13 protein-coding genes are annotated in these 20633 nt (G+C 64.6%); 6 read left to right on the top strand and 7 right to left on the bottom strand.

All coding sequences use genetic code 11. The features are described from left to right. Positions 1–250: 250 nt before the first annotated feature. On the bottom strand, positions 251–2302 hold the full coding sequence (locus NJG22_RS13180) for a TonB-dependent receptor (RefSeq protein ID WP_253095049.1): 2052 nt from the start codon (positions 2300–2302) through the stop codon (positions 251–253). Between the two features lie 300 nt (positions 2303–2602). Here NJG22_RS13180 and NJG22_RS13175 point away from each other — a divergent pair, with 300 nt between their 5' ends. Together NJG22_RS13175 and NJG22_RS13170 are read left to right on the top strand one after the other, a co-directional pair. Then, positions 2603–2824: a VF530 family protein gene (locus NJG22_RS13175; RefSeq protein ID WP_253095047.1), complete on the top strand. Its 222-nt coding sequence runs from the start codon at positions 2603–2605 to the stop codon at positions 2822–2824. Next, positions 2824–3456, top strand: coding sequence for a Pr6Pr family membrane protein (locus NJG22_RS13170; RefSeq protein WP_253095045.1), 633 nt, complete (start codon positions 2824–2826; stop codon positions 3454–3456). The genes NJG22_RS13175 and NJG22_RS13170 overlap by 1 nt, the downstream gene beginning before the upstream one ends. Before the next feature lie 136 nt (positions 3457–3592). On the opposite strand, the gene NJG22_RS13165 is transcribed toward NJG22_RS13170, so the two are convergent. From NJG22_RS13165 to NJG22_RS13155, 3 genes are all read right to left on the bottom strand, one after another. Beyond that, complete coding sequence (locus NJG22_RS13165) at positions 3593–4354, bottom strand: siderophore-interacting protein (protein WP_253095043.1); 762 nt, start codon at positions 4352–4354, stop codon at positions 3593–3595. Next, complete coding sequence (locus tag NJG22_RS13160; RefSeq protein WP_253095041.1) at positions 4351–4914, bottom strand: PadR family transcriptional regulator; 564 nt, start codon at positions 4912–4914, stop codon at positions 4351–4353. The genes NJG22_RS13165 and NJG22_RS13160 overlap by 4 nt, the downstream gene beginning before the upstream one ends. A gap of 113 nt (positions 4915–5027) precedes the next feature. Further along, positions 5028–8147, bottom strand: coding sequence for a transglycosylase domain-containing protein (locus NJG22_RS13155; RefSeq protein ID WP_253095039.1), 3120 nt, complete (start codon positions 8145–8147; stop codon positions 5028–5030). Between the two features lie 425 nt (positions 8148–8572). Between NJG22_RS13155 and NJG22_RS13150 the strand changes: the two genes are divergently transcribed. Next, positions 8573–9991, top strand: a complete 1419-nt coding sequence (locus NJG22_RS13150) for an amino acid permease (RefSeq protein ID WP_253095037.1) — start codon at positions 8573–8575, stop codon at positions 9989–9991. Positions 9992–10136: 145 nt separating this feature from the next. Here the strand turns inward: NJG22_RS13150 and NJG22_RS13145 are convergent, their stop codons facing one another. Next, positions 10137–11756, bottom strand: coding sequence for an FMN-binding glutamate synthase family protein (locus NJG22_RS13145; protein WP_253095035.1), 1620 nt, complete (start codon positions 11754–11756; stop codon positions 10137–10139). 181 nt (positions 11757–11937) lie between these two features. Between NJG22_RS13145 and NJG22_RS13140 the strand changes: the two genes are divergently transcribed. Next, positions 11938–12195 (top strand): type B 50S ribosomal protein L31, encoded by a 258-nt coding sequence (locus NJG22_RS13140; RefSeq protein ID WP_253095033.1) that lies wholly within the window; start codon positions 11938–11940, stop codon positions 12193–12195. 312 nt (positions 12196–12507) lie between these two features. Next, complete coding sequence (locus tag NJG22_RS13135) at positions 12508–12921, top strand: NUDIX domain-containing protein (protein ID WP_253095031.1); 414 nt, start codon at positions 12508–12510, stop codon at positions 12919–12921. Here the strand turns inward: NJG22_RS13135 and metR are convergent. After that, the gene (gene metR, locus NJG22_RS13130; RefSeq protein WP_134693470.1) at positions 12905–13822 is read right to left on the bottom strand and encodes a transcriptional regulator MetR; all 918 of its coding nucleotides are present in this window, start codon (positions 13820–13822) and stop codon (positions 12905–12907) included. The genes NJG22_RS13135 and metR overlap by 17 nt on opposite strands. Positions 13823–13938: 116 nt before the next feature. Further along, complete coding sequence (locus NJG22_RS13125; RefSeq protein ID WP_253095029.1) at positions 13939–19371, bottom strand: DUF6543 domain-containing protein; 5433 nt, start codon at positions 19369–19371, stop codon at positions 13939–13941. 191 nt (positions 19372–19562) lie between these two features. On the opposite strand from NJG22_RS13125, the gene NJG22_RS13120 reads away from it, so the two are divergent. Next, positions 19563–20558, top strand: a complete 996-nt coding sequence (locus tag NJG22_RS13120) for an alpha/beta hydrolase (RefSeq protein ID WP_253095027.1) — start codon at positions 19563–19565, stop codon at positions 20556–20558. Positions 20559–20633 lie beyond the last annotated feature (75 nt).

Genomic DNA, 20633 nt, shown 5'->3' with positions numbered 1-20633 from the left:
GTAAACGGCAAGCGCAACGAAGCGCGGGTCTTCGAAGGGAAATGGCTGCTTGGGATGGAAAGTGAAGCGATTCAGCTTGCGACGGGGAGGATATAGCGGAAGTTGTAAGAAAAAAAGACAAAATGTCGCAGGGGATTGTTGCTGATGGGGTAACAGTTACCTGGCCCATCGCCGGGCAAGTCGCATCGGCGCACCGCCACTGCCTCGGGGGGAGCGGCGGTGCGCCGATGCGACTTGCCCCGCGATGTCATCAGAACGAGGTGCGCAAGCCGACCTGCACGCTGCGCCCCGGCGCCGGCGCGATATCGCGCAGGATCGAGCTGGCATAGCGCACGGTCTGGTCGGTGAGGTTCTCGCCGCGCACGAACGCCAGCCATTCACTGTGGCCGATGTCGAAGCGGTAGCCGACGCTCGCCCCCAGGGTGGTGTAGCCCTCGGTGCTGGTCTCGTTGGCCGGCTTGCGGTGCTGTCCGGCGGCATGCTGCACGTCGACCCGCGCCTGCCAGCGGTCCAGCGTCCACACCAGGCCGCTGTTCAGGCGCAGCGGGGCGATGCGCGGCAACGGCTCGCCGCTGTCGAGGTTCTTGGCCCGGGTGTAGTCGCCGGACAGCTCCAGGGCAAAGCTGCCATAGCGGTTCTCCAGCAGCTGCCAGCGGTCCTGCGCCTCGATGCCATAGAACCGTGCGCGCACGCCCTGGTAGGCGTATTCGGGGATGTCGCCGTGGTCGTGGTCGTGATCATGGTCATGATCGTGATCATCGTGGTCGTGATCGTGGCCCTCGCGCAGGTTGCCGGTGCCGATCAGGCCGATGTAGTTGCGAAAGTGGCTGTAGAACACGCCGACACTGCCTTTGTGCGTGCCATTGTCGAAGCGCAGGGCCAGGTCGGTGGAAATGGCTTTTTCCTTGTTCAGGTTCGGGTCGCCGATCTCGTAGGCGCCGGTGGCCACGTGGGCGCCGTTGGCGTACAGCTCGTAGAAGGTCGGGGCGCGCTCGGTGTAGCCGAGGTTGGCGGCCAGCGACCATACCGGGTCGAGCTGGTACACGGCGCCGGACGACAGGCTGAAGGCGTTGAAGCTGCTGGCGCTGTCGGCGCCGACGAAGGTGGCGTTGCCCTTGGCGTCGGGGTCGACACGGGTGTGCTCCAGGCGTGCGCCCAGGCTCAGGTTCAGGCGTTCGGTGGCTTGCCATTGCTCGAGCAGGAACAGCGCCAGGCTGTCGGTGTCGGTGTGCGGGACGAAGGCTTCCTCGCCCAGGGCGGAAAACTCGTTGCGGCTGACCTGGGCGCCGATCACCCCTTCCACTGGCCCCAGTGGCTGGTGGCGGGCCTCGATACGCGCTTCGTAGCCTTTGTTCTTGAAGGTGGTGTGCACCTCGCCGCTTTCGATCTCGCGGTGCTGGTAATCGGTGTAGCCGGCATCGACCTTGACCGAGCTGAACGGGCCGTCGAGGTCGCGCAGTTCCGAGGCGAAGCCGTAGTGATCCTGCTGCATGTCCAGGCGCACGCCGGGTTCGGCCACCGAGCCGTAGTTGCTGTCGTAGCGGCTGTAGGACAGGCCGGCATAGCCGTGGTCCCAGTGGTAGGCGCCACCGATGGCGCCGCCGTCCTGGCGGCCGTCGCTGTTTTCCAGGCGGTGCTTGCGGCCGGGCTCGTCGGCATCGCGCACCTTCGAACTGCGCGCATAGCCGGGGATGCGCAGGTCGTTGAACTGGCGGCTGTTGGCATCCAGGTGCAGGGCGAAGGCGCCATTGCCGGCTTCCAGCTTGCCGGCGCTGCTGCGGGTGGTGTCGGCGCCGCCGTAGCGCAGTTCGCCAGCGCCGTGGATCCCCTCGATGGGCGCGTCGGGGATGCGGTTGTCGAAGGTGTTGACCACACCGCCGATGGCATTGCCGCCATACAGCAGGGCGGCCGGACCACGCACGATCTCGACCCGCTCGACGGTGACCGGGTCCAGCGGCACGGCGTGGTCGTAGGACAGCGACGAGGCGTCCAGGGCGCCGACGCCGTTGCGCAGGATCCGGATGCGGTCGCCGTCCAGGCCACGGATCACCGGGCGGCTGGCGCCAGGGCCGAACCAGGTGGAGGCGACGCCGGGTTGTTTGTTGAGGGTTTCACCCAGGCTGCCTTGCTGTTGCTGCAGCAGGGCGTCGCCCTCGAGCACGGTGCTCGGCGCGGCCAGCTGGGCGTTGCCCAGGGGGTTGGCGGTGATGACCTGGGGTTGCAGTTCGACCGCTTGGCTGGCGGGTGAGGCCAGCCACAGCGCAACGGCGAGGGGCGAGAGGTGAAGCGGCATGTGACGCATGGAAGTGACGGTCCTTGGCAGAAATGTTAATTGTTACTGTATAACATTTCATCACAAGCTGTTTGCCACTGGCCAGTACTTTGTGGCCTGCACAGCTGTCTGTAGGAGCGGCCTTGTGTCGCGAAAGGGCCGCAAAGCGGCCCCAGGCTTTCAGCGTTTACGCATCAATTGCCGGGGCTGCTTTGCAGCCCTTTCGCGACACAAGGCCGCTCCTACAGGGCGCAGTTGTACAGGCCGCAGCTGCCACTACCCCACTACACTCGTGTAAGGTGCGCACCTTCCCGAACCTGGAGCACTGGCATGAGCACGGCCAATCACAACGCGCTGCACGGCAAGACCCTCGAGCAGATCCTCACCGAGCTGGTGGCGCACTACCAATGGCAGGGCCTGGCCGAGCGCATCGACATTCGCTGCTTCAAGAGCGACCCGACCATCAAGTCGAGCCTGACCTTCCTGCGCAAGACCCCCTGGGCCCGGGAGAAGGTCGAGCAGCTGTACGTGAAGCTGCAGCGCACAGGCTGATGCCACGCCGCCCCTGGCTGACCCTGGCTGCCGTTCTGGGCTGGACGGGGCTGGCGATCCAGCTGTACCTGGTGCTGCTGGCGCGCTGGCAGGAGCAGGCCAGCCTGCTCGGTGGGCTGGTCAACCTGTTCTGCTTCTTCACGGTGCTGACCAATACCCTGGTGGCGACCGTGCTGAGCCAGGCCGCGTTTGGCCGTGAATCGGCGGCGCGGCGCTGGTGGCTGTCCCCGGCGATCAGTGCAGGCGTCACCGCCAGCATCGTCTTGGTGGCCCTGGCCTACAGCCTGCTGTTGCGTCACCTGTGGCAGCCCCAGGGTTGGCAATGGCTGGCGGACGAGCTGCTGCACGATGTGATGCCGGTGCTGTTCGTCGTGTATTGGTGGCGCGTGGTACCCAAGGGGCAGCTGCGGCTCTGGCACCTGGTGGCCTGGGCGTTGTACCCGGCGTTGTACTTCGCCTTCGTGCTGCTGCGCGGGCATGAGATCGGGGTGTATCCCTACCCGTTCGTGGACGTGGCGCGGTTGGGCTATGGGCAGGTGATGGTGAACGCGCTGGCGGTGTTGGCGGGGTTCTGGGGCATCGCCGCGGTGTTGCTGGGCGTGGACCGCTGGCTGGGGCGCGGGCGGGCGTAGGCGCCTTGGCGGGCGAACAGCGGCATGGCCGGTGCCAGGCACCGCGTTGCCTGGTTCGCCAGCAAGGCTGGATCCTACGCCGTGTGCGAGCTGTAGGCGCCAGCCATGCTGGCGCGCGGTGCATGGCCGCAGGCGATCACTCGTCGTCAGCGGTACCGTCGGCACGCCAGTAGGCGACCGCTTTCAAGGCCTCTTCCTGAACGCCCTTGTCCAGCAGCAGCGCCTTGGCCTGGCGGGTCAGGCCTTTTTCCAGCGCGACCCAGGCATACAGGCGGCCCTGGGGCAGTGCCAGGTGCTTGACCTTGTCCAGCACATCTTCCTGGTCCCGGCGTACCCAGATCACCTCGACCTGCGCCTTGCTCGGCAACGGTTGGCGTTCCTGTTCGTCCTCGATCTGGATCACCGCCAGTACCTGGCGGCCCGCCGGCAGTTCATCGAGGCGCCGGGCGATGGCCGGGATCGCCGTTTCATCGCCGATCAGCAGGTAACTGTCGAAGATGTCCGGCACCACCATCGAGGCCCGCGGGCCTGCGATGTCCAGGGTCTGGCCGGGCGCGGCCTGGGCCGCCCAGGTGGACGCCGGGCCGTCGCCATGCAGCACGAAGTCGATGTCCAGCTCGTTGTTCAGCAGGTCGATGCGCCGTGGCGTGTACTCGCGCATGGTCGGCCGGGCACCGCCGTCGCGGCCCAGGTTGCGGGCGTCGATGGCCTTTTGCTCTGCGGCATTGGCGGCGAACAGCAGCTTGACGTGGTCGTCGCTGCCGACGCTGGTGAAACCGGCCAGTTCCGCGCCACCGAGGGTGATACGGCGCATGCGCGGGGTGAGCTCGGTGACCCGCAGTACGTCGAGGCGGCGCTGGCGGATCTCGTGGTTGACGCGGTGGATGCTGTCGCTCATGGGGTGTCTTCCTTAACAGGTGCGGCCGGCCCGGAGGCGATGGCCTTGGCGGTGTCGTTGAGCAGGGTACGTACCCGCTCGATTTCTTCGGGCGTCCAGCGCCCGTTGTGCATGTGCAGGGCGTGGCGCAGGTTGCCGACGGCCTCATGGATTTGCGCCGGCCGGTCGTGGCCGCGCAGGGCGCGCTTGCTCACTTCCAGGCGCATGCGCACGCCTTCCAGTGCCGTCGCCTGTTCGGTCAGCGCGGCACGGCCGGTGTCGGTGATGGTGTAGAGGCGCTTGCTGCCCTGGGTGATGCCGCTGATCTGCTCGGCTTCCTCGAGGTAGCTCAGGGTCGGGTAGATAACACCGGGGCTGGGGCTGTAGCTGCCGTCGAAGAGGTTTTCGATCTGGCGGATCAGGTCGTAGCCGTGGCCGGGCTGCTCGGCGAGCATCGCCAGCATCAGCAGTTTCAGGTCGCCTGGGGCGAATACCCGTGGGCCGCGTTCGCCACGGGTGTGCTCGCGCTCGCCACGACCGTGGCGGCGCTCGTGGACATCATGGGAGGAATGGTCGCGCATGGTGCGGGTCTCGTGGTGGTGAGATATATCGCAAGATATTACTCAAGATATATCTCAATACAAGCCCTTGAATACGAATTATTACTATCTGATTAATCGATAGGTAGCTGCCGTCATGGCTGCGCGGCCACCTCTGGTGCCTTGCAGGCGTTAGGGTTGCCCGGCTCCAGGTAAGGCATGAGGATCGGTGCCATGCCCTTGAGCACCTGTACCGGCAGCGCCGAAGTGAACTTGAACGCCTCGGCCGAGCGCCCCGGGACGAACGCTGTCAGGGTGCCGAAGTGGTTGTCGCCGAGGAAGAACACGAAGGTGGCGGTGCGGTTCAGCGAGCGCGAACCGATCAGCCGGCCGCCGGCGCCGAAGCTTTCGATGCGGTTGTCGCCGGTGCCGGTCTTGCCGCCCATCACCAGCGGCGTGCCGTCGTGCAGCTTGAAGCTGCCGGAGATGCGCCGCGCGGTACCGGCATCGACCACCTGCGACATGGCGCCCTTGAGGGCCCGCGCCACTTCCACCGGGAGGATTCGCTGGCCGCGGTCGGGGTCGCTGATCAATTGGGTCTCGTAGGGCGTGTTTTGGGCGAAGTGCAGGGTGTCGATGCGCAGGGTCGGCAGGCGTACCCCGTCGTTCTGGATGATTCCCACCAGCTCGGAAAGGGCGGCGGGGCGGTCGCCGGAGCTGCCGATGGCGGTGGCCAGCGACGGCACCAGGTGGTCGAACGGGTAGCCGACGCGTTTCCAGCGCTGGTGGATGTCGGTGAAGGCCTCGATCTCGACCATGGTGCGGATGCGGCTGTCGCGGGCGCCCTGGTGGCGGCTCTTGAACAGCCAGCCGTAGACTTCCTGGCGCTCGAAACGGCTGGCGTTGAGGGTGTCCTTGAGCGAGGCGCCGGGGTTCTTCAGCAAGTAGCCGAGCATCCACAGGTCCAGCGGGTGGACCTTGGCGATGTAGCCCTGGTCGGGCAGGTCGTACTTGCCGGGGCCATAGGCATCGTACATCTCCACCAGGCGGCCGTCGGTGAGCTTGGCCGCGGCCAGCTTGTCGCCCTTGCTGTGGGCGCGGACGAAGGCGTTGAAGGTTTCCTGGCCGGCCTCGGGGAACAGGTAGCGGTGCACCGCGGCCAGGCGCTGCGGGGTTACCCGCAGGCTGTCGAGGAAGGTGTCCAGGCGTTGCTGCGAGGTCTTGCGCTGGTATTTCTTCCAGAACCGCATCATGTAGTTGGTGCCTTCGCGGTCGGCGAAGCGCGCCAGGTATTCCTGGCGGCGCGGGTCGGTGTCGTCCTTGAGCAGGGGCTCGCGGTTGAACGGCTGCTGGTAGGTGACATAGCGCACGATGTCGCGCATCAGGCGGATGAACGGCAGGTTGATCGATTCGCGCAGGGCATCCTTGAGGGTAGGGTTGCGGCCGTTGTCTTCCTTGCGGAAGTTGTTGAACACATGCATGCCGCCGCCGGTGAAGAAGGCCTCGCCGGTGTTGGCCGAGTACTTGCGCTCCAGCGCCGCGTCGAGCATGGCATCCAGGCTCTGGTTCTTGCCGTTGAGGCTCAGCCACTCCAGCGACCATTGGCTGATGCGGTCGAGCTCGGCCACCGGCACCTTCTTCAGCTCGGCGGCGGGCTTGCCGGCGTACTTGTCGTGCAGCTCGGCGACAATCTCCAGGTAGGTGGTGAGCACCCGCAGCTTGGCGGTGGAACCCAGCTCCAGCTTGCTGCCTTCGTTGATGTCGAAGGGCTGGTTGGTGCTGTCGGTCTGCACCCGCACCCGCGAACCGTCGGCGGTGCGTTCGAACAGGGTGAAGCTGTAGCTCACCTGGTCGGTGGTCTTGGCGGTGAGCAGGCGTTCACCGATCAGGCCGATCTGCGCGGCGAACTGGGGGTCGGCGAGGTTCTTCAGGTACTGGCTGACCTGCACCTGCAGGTCGGCCTGCAGGGTGCTGGTGGCCGACAGGTCGAGGCGGTCGAGGTCGTACAGCGGGCGGTTGAGCATGGCCGCCAGGCGGTTGCGGGCCAGGCTGATGCCCTTGTTGGTGATGATCGGCACGATGGTCGGCTGCGCCACCCAGTCGCGGTACACCGCCTTGCTGGCCAGGGCGGCGTCGGCCAGGGGCCGGTCGATGATGGCGTTGGCCGCCAGCACGCGAATGTGCGAATCGGTGAGCTCGGCCAGCTCCAGGCGGCCCTTGGACAGGTAATGCGAAGGGCGGCGCTGGGCGATCATCAGCGACAGCACCTGGCGCAGGGCCAGGCCACGCTCGGCCAGGCTCTTGTCATCGGTGGCGGTACCATTGAGCGCCTGGTTGACCTGGTCGAAGTCGGCGCCGTACCACACCCGCAGCCCCTCGGCCATGCCATGTACCTCGCCATGGCCGGGCACCGCCGACAGCGGCACGCTGTTGAGGTAGTCGCGCACGATGCGCTCGCGCGCCTCGGTGGTGTCGGGCCCGCCCTGGTAGGCCCGCACGCTGGCCGACAGCATCTGGCGGATCTTCTCGGCGCCGGAGACGGTCAGCCCGTCCGGCGAGTGGCGGTACTTCTCCAACTGGGTGGCCAGGGTGCTGCCGCCGGCGGACTGGCCGGGCAGGGCCAGGTACTTGGCCACCTGGCTGTAGGCAGCCTTGGCGAAGCGCGGCCAGTCCACCGCCGGGTTGTTCTGCGGGTCCTTCGGGTCGAGCAGCTCGCGGTTCTCGATGAACAGCAGGCTGTTGACCATCACCGGCGGGATCGCCGCGAAGTTCGGGTACAGGTGCTGCGGGTAGTTGTACTGATACAGCGTGTCGCCGCGGCAGTCGGTGATCGACAGGCCGGCCTGGATCTTCTCGATGTAGGGCACGAACAGGCCGTGCTCGACATAGTTCATCAGCGCCGGGGAGAAGCGTACCTGCTGGTTGATCAGGTAATCGCGCTTGAGCAACCGCGGCAGGAACTCGCCCAGGGCGCTGTAGCCCAGGCGCTTGTCGAACGGGCCCTCGCCGGGATAGACGATGGCGTCGCTGGGGCCGGGCTCCAGGGCGTAGGTCAGGGTGCTGGCCAGGCGGCTGAATTCGCGGGACTGCACGCGCGAGGTCTGGACTTCGTCATAGACGGCAAAGCCCACGGCGACCATGGCCACCAGCAGGATCAGCAAGATCAGCCGCCACCACAGGCGACGCTGGCGTGGGGTCTTGGGCAAGGGGGCTTCAGCCTGAGGTGCTTTGGGTGCTTCCGTTCTGGTTGGTTCCGATTGCCACAGTGCGCCCATAGTCTTGAGTCCGGCCAAGTATTTTCGCGTTGCTTGCCTGAAGCTTAGACGGTGGCCGGATTTGTTGAAAAAATTGTCGGACGCATCGGATCGCTATGTAAAAAAATGCGCCTTTGGTGCGACTTCCATTCTTCGGCAATGTTGTTAAGGTAGCTGCCCCATTCCTGTGCATGGGCGGAGCGAGGCCGAAATGCCCCTCCGTGCCAGGGCTTTTGGCCGAGAATTCTCGCCAAATTTCCTGCTTTATATAGTGAAAAGCCCTACAGGTGCCTTCCTATACTGCTCGACCCCTTCGACCTGCCGGCGCCCCGTGCCCGGTGGACGGGTTGGCCCACAAGGCCGCCTGGCGTGACGACGCCCCGCCTATCGGTCGGGCCGGTGCTGCACGAAGGTCAAATCCAATAACAAAATGAGGTTGTATTGCTATGTCCGTCGGCAACCACCCTGCCCATGGCGAGTCCGCCCAAGGCGGCCCGCTCAAGCGCGAGCTGGGCGAACGGCACATCCGTCTGATGGCCCTTGGCGCTTGTATCGGCGTCGGTCTGTTCCTCGGTTCGGCCAAGGCCATCGAAATGGCCGGCCCCGCCATCATGCTGTCCTACATCATCGGTGGCCTGGCCATCCTGGTGATCATGCGCGCCCTCGGCGAGATGGCCGTGCACAACCCGGTCGCAGGCTCCTTCAGCCGTTACGCGCAAGACTACCTTGGCCCGCTGGCCGGTTTTCTCACCGGCTGGAACTACTGGTTCCTGTGGCTGGTGACCTGCGTTGCCGAGATCACCGCGGTGGCCATCTACATGGGCATCTGGTTCCCCGACGTGCCGCGCTGGATCTGGGCGCTGATGGCCCTGGGCAGCATGGGCGCGATCAACCTGATCGCGGTCAAGGCGTTCGGTGAGTTCGAGTTCTGGTTCGCCCTGATCAAGATCGTCACCATCATCGCCATGGTGCTCGGCGGCATCGGCATCATCGCCTTCGGCTTCGGTAACGACGGCGTGGCCATGGGCATCTCCAACCTGTGGAGCAACGGCGGCTTCATGCCCAACGGCGTGACTGGCGTGCTGATGTCGCTGCAGATGGTGATGTTCGCCTACCTGGGCGTGGAAATGATCGGCCTGACCGCCGGTGAGGCACGCAACCCGCAGAAGACCATCCCGCAGGCCATTGGCTCGGTGTTCTGGCGCATCCTGCTGTTCTACGTGGGGGCGCTGTTCGTGATCCTGTCGATCTACCCGTGGAACGAGATCGGCAGCCAGGGCAGCCCGTTCGTCATGACCTTCGAGCGCCTCGGTATCAAGACCGCCGCCGGCATCATCAACTTCGTGGTGATCACCGCCGCGCTGTCGTCGTGCAACGGCGGCATCTTCAGCACCGGGCGCATGCTCTACAGCCTGGCGCAGAACGGCCAGGCCCCGGCCACCTTCGCCCGCACCTCGAAGAGCGGCGTGCCGCGCAATGCGCTGCTGCTGTCGATCGGCGCGCTGCTGCTGGGCGTGCTGGCCAACTACCTGGTGCCGGAGAAGGTGTTCGTCTGGGTGACCTCGATCGCCACCTTCGGCGCGATCTGGACCTGGGTGATGATCTTGCTGGCGCAGCTGAAGTTCCGCGCCGGGCTGAGCAGCGCCGAGCGCAACGCGCTGAAGTACTGCATGTGGCTGTGGCCGCTGAGCTCGTACCTGGCCCTGGCGTTCCTGGTGCTGGTGGTGGGGCTGATGGCGTACTTCCCGGACACCCGCGTGGCGCTGTACATCGGCCCGGCGTTCCTGGTGCTGCTGACGGCGCTGTACTACACCTTCCGCCTGGCGCCTAAAGAGGCCCAGGGCGTGGTGAGTACCGCCTCCTGATGAACGAAGCCCCGGCCAGTGCCGGGGCTTTGTTTTTGTGGGTCGGCTTGCACGCTGCAGGAGCCAGCCTTGCTGGCCAATGGCACCGGCTGCGCCGGTGTTCGCCGGCAAGGCCGGCGCCTACAGTGATCTGTCGAAAAAACGATCAGGCCGCCACCTCGCTGTGTGGCTCGAAGCTGTCGGCCCGGGCCAGCTGCCACATCCGCGAATAGAACTGCCCATTGACCTCGCCGGTGAGCAACTCGCCGGGCTTGAGGAACACGTGCATCTGCGAGAACAGCTTGATTTCGGTGGCCGAGATCCGCCGCACCAGGTGCTTGGCCTCCAGTTGCGCCGGGTGCTCCAGGCCAGCCGCGGCAAGCATCTCGGCCAGGGCGCGCAGGGTGTTGTGGTGGAAGTTCAGTACCCGCTGGGCCTTGTCCGGCACCACCAAGGCGCGCTGGCGCAGGGCATCCTGGGTGGCCACGCCGGTCGGGCACTTGTTAGTGTGGCAGCTCTGCGACTGGATGCAGCCGATGGCGAACATGAAGCCGCGCGCCGAGTTGGCCCAGTCGGCGCCGATGGCCAGCACGCTGGCGATGTCGAAGGCGCTGACGATCTTGCCGCTGGCGCCGAGCTTGATCTTGTCGCGCAGGTTCAGGCCCACCAGGGTGTTGTGCACGAACAACAGGCCTTCGCGCAGGGGCACGCCGATATGGTCGGTAAACTCCACCGGGGCCGCGCCGGTACCGCCTTCCTTGCCGTCGACGACGATGAAGTCGGGGAGGATGCCGGTCTCCAGCATGGCCTTGGCGATGCCCATGAATTCCCACGGGTGACCCAGGCAGAACTTGAAGCCCACCGGCTTGCCGCCAGACAGCTCACGCAGTTGGGCGATGAACTGCATCATTTCGATGGGGGTGGAGAACGCGCTGTGGCGCGAGGGTGAAATGCAGTCCTCGCCCATCATCACGCCGCGGGTCTCGGCGATTTCCTCGGTCACCTTGTGCTTGGGCAGGATGCCGCCATGGCCGGGCTTGGCGCCTTGGCTCATCTTGATCTCGATCATCCGTACTTGCGGGTTCTGCGCCTGGCTGGCGAAGCGCTCGGGGTCGAAGCGCCCGTCCGGGGTACGGCAGCCAAAGTAGCCGCTGCCCAGCTCCCAGACCAGGTCGCCGCCGTGTTCGCGGTGATAGGGGCTGATGCTGCCCTCGCCGGTGTCATGGTGGAAGTTGCCCAGCTTGGCGCCCTGGTTGAGGGCGCGGATGGCGTTGGCGCTGAGCGAGCCGAAACTCATGGCGGAAATGTTGAAGATCGACGCCGAGTACGGTTGGCTGCACTGCGGGCCGCCGACCACCACGCGGAAGCTGGCTGGGTCGGCCAGCGGCGCCGGGCGCATGGAGTGGCCGATGAATTCGAAGCCCGACTCGTAGACATCGATCAGGGTGCCGAAGGGTTTGTCCGAGGCTTCGTTCTTGGCCCGGGCGTAGACCAGCGAGCGCTGGGCGCGGGAGAAGGGCAGCGCATCGCTGTCGGACTCCAGCAGGTACTGGCGGATCTCCGGGCGGATGCCTTCGACCAGGTAGCGGATATTGCCGAGGATCGGGTAGTTGCGGCGCACCGCGTGGCGTTGTTGCAGCAGGTCGAACAGGCCGACCAGGCTGAGCACCCCGGTGGTCAGGGCGAAGGGCCACAGCCAGTCGTGGGCGAGGAATGGCAGGCTGGCGAGGGTGAACAGCACGCAGGCGGCGAAAAAGGCGTAACGGCTGAGAAGTGACAGGCTCATACGGGGTCCTTGCGAATGGCGCGGTCAGGCTCAGGGGCCTGGGGCAAAGCCCGACCATAGCCCGGTTGGGCGGCGCTTTGCCAGCGTGCAGGGGAATGGAAAAATGAAAATTAGGGTATCGAAAATCATTCGCGTCGTAGTATGTTATAAAGTATCAATTTGATCTTCAGGAGATTGCATCATGAAAGCTGGCATCCATCCCGAGTATCGTCCGGTACTGTTCCACGACACGGCCGCCGATGTGTATTTCCTGATCGGTTCGACGGTGGACACCGACCGCACCCAGGTGCACAGCGACGGCCAGACCTATCCGTACGTGGTGTTGGATGTCTCCAGCGCTTCGCATCCGGTGTATACCGGGCAGCAGCGCAAGACCACCGTGGAAGGGCGGGTGGCCGGGTTCAACAAGCGCTTCGCCGGGTTCCAGGCCACGCGCTGAGTGCGGACCGCTTGGCCTTGCTGGGGTCGCTTTGCGACCCTTTCGCGACACAAGGCCGCTCCTACAGGGGACCGCACGGCGTGTTCCTGTAGGAGCGGCCTTGTGTCGCGAAAGGGCTGCAAGGCAGCCCCAGCAATCAAGACCCCGCCCAGGCGCCGGTTGTTGACGAACACCAGGAGCGTGGAGTGTTCGCGGGCGAGGCGCAGGCCTTGCCGGCTGCGGCGCTGGGTTCGCCAGCAAGGCTGGCGCCTAAGGTGTGTGAAATGATGCAACGAGGTATCCTGCGTCGCCCCATCCCATCACGAGCCTGTCATGTCCAAGATCATCCACATCGCCGCCGCCCTGCTCATCGACGCCCAGGGCCGTACCCTGCTGGTACGCAAGCGCGGCACCCAGGCCTTCATGCAGCCGGGCGGCAAGATCGACGCGGGTGAGTCGCCGGCCCAGGCGCTGGTGCGCGAGCTGCATGAGGAGTTGGGCCTGCGTGTCGACCCGGCCCAGGCTGTGCACCTGGGCCAGTTCAGCGCCCCGGCCGCCAACGAGCCGGGCTTCGAGGTTAACGCCGAGCTGTTTCGCGTCGACTGCCTCGCTGCCGTGGCCCCGGCCGCGGAAATCGAGGAAGTGACCTGGCTGGCCGCCGACCAGGCCAGCACCTTGAACCTGGCCCCGCTGACCCGCGACCTGATCTTGCCGTTGTGGCGCGACAGCCTCAGCGCACCGCGCTGACCCCGTCGAGGGTGGCGAACGAGGTGTCCTTGGCGGTCAGCAGGAAGTCGCGCATGTACGGCGCATCGAGCATGTCGGTACGCACTGCCGCATAGAGCGTGGCGAACAGGCCTTTCTCGCCCAGGCGCTTGCCCTTCACGTAGCCCCGCGAGCTGTACTCGTGCAGCGCCCAGTGCGGCATGCCGCACACGCCACGGCCGCTGGCCACCAGTTGCATCATCATCACCGTCAGTTCCGAGGTGCGCACCGCGGCCGGCTCGATGTCGGCCGGTTCCAGGAAGCGAGTGAAGATGTCCAGGCGGTCGCGTTCCACCGGGTAGGTGATCAACGTCTGGTCGAGCAGGTCCTGGGGCACGATGTACGGCTTGCTGGCCAGCGCATGCTGGTTGGCCACGGCGAGCATGGCCTCGTAGGTGAACAGCGGCACATAGGTGATGCCGGCCAGGTCCAGCGGATCGGAGGTCACCACCAGGTCGAGGTCGCCGCGGGCCAGGGCTGGCAGCGGGGCGAAGGCGAAGCCTGAGGCCAGGTCCAGTTCCACCTCCGGCCAGGCGTCGCGGAACTGGTCGATGGTCGGCATCAACCACTGGAAGCAACTGTGGCACTCGATGGCCATGTGCAGGCGTCCGGCGGTGCCGCCGGCCAGGCGGGCGATGTCGCGCTCGGCGCCGCGTAGCAGCGGCAGGGTGGCGTCGGCCAGTTGCAGCAGGCGCAGGCCGGCGCTGGTGAAGCGGATCGGCTTGGTCTTGCGCACGAACAGCGGCAGGCCCAGGCGTTCTTCCAGTTCCTTGAACTGGTGCGACAGCGCCGACTGGGTCAGGTGCAGGCGTTCGGCGGCCTCCACGAGGCTGTCGGCTTCGCGCAAGGCATGAAGGGTTTTCAAGTGGCGGATTTCCAGCACGGTGACTCCTGGTGAAATCTTTGGGTAAGCGTAGGCCGGTGTTGAGTTTCCCTCATGTTAAAGCAGATGTCGATGTATGGAAAAAGAAGGGCATCTGCACGATGCCCTGTGGCCGCTTAAAAATGCCCGGCCAAATGTTTCAGGGCCTGGGGGCGGCTTAGATCGCCTCGCCAGATACGTTCGATATGGCTTGCCTGCCATTCCTGACCCAGGTAGCGCTGGGCCGGTGTCTTCAGGTGTGCCTTGACGAACTCGTCGAACCCGGGTGATGGCTTGTTGAAATGCACATGGGCATACCACAGTGGGCGGGGGGGCTCCTGGCGCCTGTCGTGAATCACGAACTCCTGGAGGAAATCGCGGCGCCCTTCGGCGGTACGCCGCAGTTCGACCAGGCTGCCGACTTTCTCGATGGCCAGGACGTCTTGCTCGACCAGGTAGTCCAGTTGTCCGCCATTGGGCTCATGGGTGTTCATGATCTGCTCTATGCGCAGGGTCCGTCCCTGTCCGGTGAGTTGTCGTGAAGCGCTGCGCAGTCGTAGTAGTAATGGGTCTTGCGGCGCTTGCTCGGCAATGCGGGTCGCCATGGAGTCGAGGTCGGCGACCTTGAACAGCATCAGGTCTTCCAGGCTCGTGCCCGCCATGTTCTGCGCCGCGTACTGGCGGACCTGTCGGGTGAACGCGTCCAGCTCATCGAGGTGGCGTGTGGCTTCGCTGCGCAACTGTGTCAGCGTGGCGCGGTGCACGGTGGGCAGATCGCTGGTATCCGGGTTGGTGAGGGTGAATTTACCCGAAGCGTCCTGGCGGTAGATCTCGGTGCGTCCGTTCACTCCGGTGATACGGTAGGTATTGGGCTGTTGCTGATCCGGTTCACCGATCAGGTAATGTTGCTGCGAGGTCTCGAACACGCGGGGCTGTTGTCGCCCTGCTCTGACGCTTGGCCGGGTGGCTGGCGCACTCGGTTGCAACGTTCTGGCATGGCGTTCGTGGGCGTCGAGCGTGCTGCTGAAACGCTCGAGCGACGATTGATCGAAATACCTGGAATAGCTGGTTTTCCAGTAGCGCAGGCGGTTTTTGAATTGCCGGATCTGCTCGATCGACCTGTCCAGGATGGCTTTGCGCTGACGCATACTGGCCCGGGTATTGGCCAGTTGATGCAAGGCATACAGTGTGCGATCGAGTTCGGCGCGAGGATCACGCATGAGGTACTGCAGGTTGATCCAGGTGCCGTCGAGATTCTCGGGTGTCCGGGTGAGCAAGCCCAGCAACTGACCGATGTCCATGTAGTCCAAGACAGGATCGGTGAGCTTGGCCAGTTCGCTGTCGATATGCTGGAACGCCTCACGGTGTGCACTTATCTGGTTGATCTGGCGGCGCCAGGTGCGCATGGCCTGGACCTGCCGGCGCAGTTCATCGAGTTCGGTCAGGGCCGTGCTGCGAGTACTGTACAGGCTCGAGCGCAACGCGAGGGCTTTGTGGGAGAGGGCGAGGACGCGTTGTGCATCCATGCCTGGCACTATTTTGTGGGCGTTGTCGCGGGCTTGTTGACGTAGCCGGGTAATGTCATCCAAGGCTTCGTTGATACGTCGTTGGGCCATTTGGCTAAGGCGGTTGTGGCTATCGCAGATCAACATTGCCAGATCGTTGGCCTGGGCCTGCGCGTCGTGGCGGAGTCGGCCGCTGGATACCTCGGTGAACGCCAGGCAGTCGGCATGCAGGCGTTTGGCGTCTTCGATACAGGTTTGCAGGGCGTTGCTCAGGGATGCGTCATGGGCATCCTGCAAGGCAAATGAGCGATGCATGCGCTGGTTGATGGCCGCGCTTCTGGCCTGAAGTTCAGGCAAGTCTCGATGAAGGCTGTCGCGCAAGCGGTTGTGTCGGCGGTAGGCCTGGTCTCGCCACCAACGAGGGAGACGTTCCTTGATGGGAGCCGGCCAGAGCGGGTCCAGCGTATCGGCAAGCTGTCCCAGTACCTGGCCGCCACCGACCCCGCCGCCGAGGCGATGTACGCCGTACAGCGTCAGGTGGGTGTCCCATTGTCCCTGCTCGTCCAGGGCAATGGCGCGTTTGAAGCGGTGGCTGGCATTGCCCGCCAGTTCCCAGGTATGGCTGGTCTGGTCCCAGAGCACCTGGTATTGGCGGCCTTGTACTTGGATGTAGTTGCTCTGAGCATGACGATAGATGCCTCGGTATCGGCCCTCCTTGCCCACCGACAGCCCTGCCAGGGACACGGGGTCGGTCATCTGATAGCCCTGCAGGCCCGCAAGTGGGCTTTGAGCGCTGTTGTCTGCGGACATTGGCGTGGCGCGCGATAGGCGCAACTTGCCGAGCTGGTGGCGTTTGACCGAGCGACGTAGGCCGGCGGTGTTGATGGCGGCGCTCCCGCCGAGCAGGTCCATGCCAATGTCGAGGATGCTCACAAATATGTTCTGGATGGCCTCGAGAACATCGGCAGTACCCTGTTCGGCAATGGCCTTGACCAGGTCGACGGAAGCGCTGTAGAGGTCATAGAGGCTGACCGGCAGACCAAGGCCGGGGATCAAGCCCAGGGCAACCTTGAAGCCGATCAGGAGTTTGCCGGCTTGCGCGGCCAGGTTCTCCAGGTGTACGTCAAGATTGCTCCGTGAACTGCTACGGTGAGCTTCGAGCAATTGCCCCATGTGCGTGTCGAGCTGCAACTGCGCCAGTGATCGTGTTGCCGGCCACTGCATGCCGATACCGATAATGCCTTTGAACCGGTGGGCGTGGGCTTGATCCAGGCGCGAACGATGGGCCGCGGGGTTGCCTTTGAGCGCGCGATTGGCGAGGTAGTCGCGTTCACAGCTATCGACACTGCCTTCGAACAGGCTCAGGCGTGCCGATTCCAGGTCGGGAAATTGGCGCAGCGGGCTACTGGGGTGGTCGGGGCGATAGAGTATGGTGGTCTTGCGGGTTCGGTCCTCGATGAAGGTGATACCCGCCAGGGACACAGGTTGTCCATCGGTGTCCGGGCCACCGCTGGTCAGCATCGCTGGCAACAGGCGCAGGTCGTAGCCATTGTCGTGGTAGTCGGCCTTGCTGCGGGCATCGATCACTTGCGCCAGCATGGCCTGGCCGTTGCGATCCAGATGGCCGCTGATGCCGAACAGCTGGTTCTGTAGCCGAAGGATCAGGCGATGGGGCTCGACCAGGCATTCGCGTCTGAAGGCATGGCTGTATGCGGGTTCATCGATACCTTGGAAGGCCTCGATAATCTCGCTTTCATAGCGTTGCGCAAGGTCCAGTTCCTGGGCCAGTGCACGCAGGTAAGTTGCGTCGATACCGCTTTGCAAGGCCTGGCGCAGCGTTTCGTCGGCAGGCGTGACGTTCAGTTGCATGAACCCCAATCGGCTGAACATGCTGTCGTCGATCTGGTCCAGGAGCAGGGTTTCCAGGGCCAGGCTCACCCGCTCTTCACTTGGTTTGGGCACAAGCTTGGTCGGCGTTCCCGGCGCGCCGCTGCCCACGATCAAGTCCTTGACATGGGCAACGCTTGCGGGCAAGTCCAGGGTGATCGCATGGCCGTTGAGTCCGTCAAAATCGCGTCTGAGACGTTTCTCGACAAGGCGCTGGCAAAAAATGCGGCGTTCAGGAACATCACGAGCAATCAAGGCTTGGGCGTTGCGCAGCGCCGCGAGATAGTCGTTGACCAGTATCAGCAGCGCTTGGCGTTGAGTGGCGGGGATCTTTGCCAAACTGCCCAGCGAAGCGTTGGTTCGAGCTATGAGTTGTTGTTGCTCGTCGCGCAGGCTTAGCGAAATTTCACGTGCTGCGTGGCGAGGCACTTGCAGGCTCAGGCCAAGTTTTTCACGCAGCCACGGCAATGCCGTCGCCACGGCGTCAAGCCCAGCCTTCTCCTGGACTGCGTTTTTTTCCTGGCGGCCAGCGGCGAGTACGGCGTCGAGGGTGTGCGCGATAGCATCCTTGGCAAGCTCTGAGAGTGCCACCGGCATGCCGGCGTTCAGGCTCGTTTCCAGTTGCTGGCGATCTTCGAAGCGCAACAGCCCACCCTGTTCGCCAAGCCAGTAAAGCAGCACGTCGGAAGGCTTATCTGACGTGTTTGCGCCCGTATTGGCGGTGATCGCAAACGCCCCCACCAGGATGGACTTCACCGCGCTGGCGTCAGTGCCATCCTCCGTGGGCGGCAGCAGTTCGATCTGCGCGGCGACTGCGTCGTTGCCGCTGCCGTCGAGCACCGATTGCACCCAGCCGAGTTGTGGGGCATCCAGTAGTCCCAGCGCATGCTGGAGCCGGGCATGGGCGAGCAGCCCGTCGCGATGCGTCTGAACCAGGCTTTCTCCGGCTGCGGTGGGCTTGGCGTCGGAGTGCCATTTGGCTGATGAGGTCAATGTGCTGATCTGCACCTGCGCGGTGTTGCGGGCGTCGGCGATGGACGCTTGCAATTGCTTGCATTGCGCAAACCGGTCCTCCGACAGCGCATCCAGCAAATCGAGTTGCCGACTGATCAACTGTTTACGTTGCACGGGTGCCAACTCCAATCCCAGGTTGCCGAAATCGAACAGGGACGGCCGCGAGTCGTTCGTCAGCTGCGCCCAATCATCGGCAGGGGGCTGGGCGAAGACCTGGCTGTTGCGCCATGACTGCGCCAAGTGTTCGGCCGGGCTCAAGCTGCTGGCGGCGTGGTGTTCGAGGCGACCGTCCGGTTGTTGAGCCAAGGTGCCGAGCAGTTGGCTTTCCAGCTGTTCGAACAAGGGTGTGAAACCTAGGCTGATACTGTCGACCGAGGTGTAGGAAAGCGCTTCGTGCCCGGCGGTGGCGAGTACTACCTCGAGGGCTTCGCGTGTGGCGTAGCCGGTGAAAGCTTGGGGCTGGGACGGATCGTATAGCACCTGGGGCGGTTCATCCGCGAGGCTGACGATGATCGCGCCGGGGTGGCTGGAGGGCAGTTCGATCAGTACCTGGTGATTGTCATGGATCAACCATTCGGGGTTTTCCAGCAGCCCCAGGAGCGCGCGCTGATGCTCGGTGCCCAGCGTGCCTTGAATCAGCGCGACCTCCAGCGTAGCCAGAAAATGCGCGCGGTACTGTTTTTGGGCGTATGCCAGCCGGCTCGACGCGGTGCCTTGCGCGCGGGCGCCCCAGTAAGCCTTCCAGCGGTCACGCAGCCTCCCCGGCAGGTCGTGCCCAGCCAGGCGGGTATACAGCTCGCTAGGCCTTAGCTCGGTAATTTTACGGTTGTCGCCCTCTATGCTGGCGCGTGCGTCCAGGTCAGCGCTTGGGGTGGGGTAGTGGTGAGCGAACAGGCACAGCTGGGTGAGGTTCACGAAATGCGCCTGGCTGCCTTGCCTGAGTCGCAGGCCTGTGTGTTCCGGGTCGCTGCCCAGGGTGTCGTGCAACAGCTCGTTGATCACCTGGCGCACGCTGGGGGCCAGAGCCAGCAGGCGGTTGAAGGTTTGCCGTGCGCTGTGCCATTCGACCAGGGCTCGGCGTGTCGCTGGCGTATCGGCAAGGCGGGCGCGCAGCAACCTGGTATCGAGGGTGTAGGGTAAAAAGGGGAGGGTTGAATCTGGCATGCGGACGCCTTCAATGCAGTGGTTGTAGGCTGAGCATTGAAGAGGCTTTGCTGGAGACGATTGAGGTACTGGGATATGTACGCGACCACTGGGCAGGGTTCACGAAATTGTCACGGTTTTGTGGCAGCGCGCCCGAACTGATTTCATCAGACTCGCGCTCTACTGGGGATCTGCATTCTGGTGTTTCTTTCATGCGGGCGTTTTTACTTTTCTTCTTTCTATTGGGCAGCGTGCCAGCAAGCTTTGCAGAGGGCCGCTGCGACGTTCTTGCGCCGGTGCAACGGGCCGAGCTGGGTGAGTTGAGCCTGGTCTACCAGAGCGTCGGTGCACCGCGCGACCCGGCCCTGCTGTTGGTGATGGGCCTGGGTGGGCAGTTGATCCACTGGCCGGACGACGTGGTCGAGGCCCTGTGCCTCCAGGGCTTTCGGGTGATCCGCTACGACAACCGCGATGTCGGCCTGTCGCGCTGGAACCAGCTACCGGCGTCGGCCAACCTGACCGTCGAGTTGCTGCGCTACAAGCTGGGGTTGCCGGTGTCGGCGCCTTACACGCTGACCGACATGGCCAATGACGGCGTGCGCCTGATGGACGCGCTGCAGATTCGTCAATTTCATGTGCTGGGCGTCAGCATGGGCGGCATGATTGCCCAGCACATCGCCGCCATGGCGCCGCAGCGGGTGCGTAGCTTGACGTTGGTGATGTCCAGCTCGGGGGCTGCCGGCCTGCCGGCGCCGAACCCGGCGCTGGTGCAATTGCTGGCGCGGCGCGGCGCGCCGAGTCGCGAGGTGGCGATCGAGCAGCAGGCCGACCTGCTGGCGGCGCTGGGCAGCCCACAGGTCAGTGACGATCGCGCCGTGTTGCGCCAGCAGGCGGCGCACGCTTATGACCGGGCGTTCAACCCTGACGGGGTGAAGCGGCAGATCATGGCGATCCTGGCTGAGCCGAGCCGGGTCGAGTTGCTCAACCAACTGCGGGTGCCGACGCTGGTGGTGCACGGCACGGCCGACCCGTTGCTGCCGGTGATGCATGGCGTGCACTTGGCGGCGCATATTCAGGGCAGCCAGTTGCGACTGATTCCAGGGCTGGCTCACCGCTTCCAGGAGCCGTTCAAGGCGCCGTTGCTGGGGGCGGTGCTGCCATACCTGCAAGCGCACAGGCAGGATGTAACTCATATCGCCGGGCTTTGAGAAGGGCGTGGTATCGGGGTTGCCCGATGGATAGCACCGGCTTTTCCGGTGTCGCGGGGCCTCTTGCATTCGAAG

The organism is Pseudomonas sp. VA159-2 (genome assembly GCF_024126635.1).
Classification (GTDB): domain Bacteria; phylum Pseudomonadota; class Gammaproteobacteria; order Pseudomonadales; family Pseudomonadaceae; genus Aquipseudomonas; species Aquipseudomonas muyukensis.
The sequence above is the reverse complement of the archived record's forward strand: the minus strand, read 5'-3'. Positions and strand labels throughout refer to the sequence as shown.